This is a genomic window from Nocardioides epinepheli (assembly GCF_037936805.1).
GTDB lineage: Bacteria > Actinomycetota > Actinomycetes > Propionibacteriales > Nocardioidaceae > Nocardioides.
In genome coordinates this window covers 1-649 of record NZ_JBBMMC010000037.1, presented here as the reverse complement: position 1 = coordinate 649, position 649 = coordinate 1, and the positions used below count along the sequence as shown (strand labels likewise).

Here is a 649-nt window from a genome sequence, read left to right as displayed (position 1 = left end):
CGGTGCGCGTGGCCGGGGGTGATCGGGACCAGCCGCCGCAGCCACGCACTGGCCGACCGGGCGCCGATCGAGCCGGGCAGGTCCAACGCCTCGGCCTGGGTGAGGGTGCGGCCCTCGAGCTCGGCGAGGCTGGCGGTGACCTCGGCCAGGTCGACCAACAGCGCAGCGGTGTCGTCGGCGTCCAGGCTCCACAGCGGGGTGTCGACGTGGCCGGCGAGGTCCTTCTTGAACCGCGCCACCAGTACCGCGAGCGGGTGCCCGGTTCCGGTGTCGGTGGAGGCGGCCATGTCTGATTCTACCTCGTCCGACGCGTATTCGCTAGTGTGTTCTAGATCGGATCTTGGGTGGATCCTCGGGGTCGGGTCCGGCGGGGAGGGTGCCGGGGCTTCGTCGGCGCTCGCTGACGCTCGCTTGCTCAACCTCCGGCGGCCGGCGGTCCTCCGAGCGGCGCGAGTCGGCATACCCGGAGTGACTAGGGGTGGCCGCGCAGGCGGCGGCGCGGGCGGAGCCCGTGCCGTTAGCGCGCCGGAAGAGTCGACCGACCGGGACCCGCAGTCAAGGACGGACGAAGTCCGCCGCGAAGCGGACGCCGAAGGCGATCCTTGACGGCGGGTGTCGGTCGACTACGCGCGCGGCCACCCCACCACCC

The 649-nt window shown here is 72.7% G+C and carries 1 pseudogene; it reads right to left on the bottom strand.

From position 1 onward, the window contains the following. Positions 1–287 (bottom strand): annotated as a pseudogene (locus tag WMR31_RS22110) (hypothetical protein); the annotation flags it as partial. Positions 288–649: the final 362 nt, after the last annotated feature.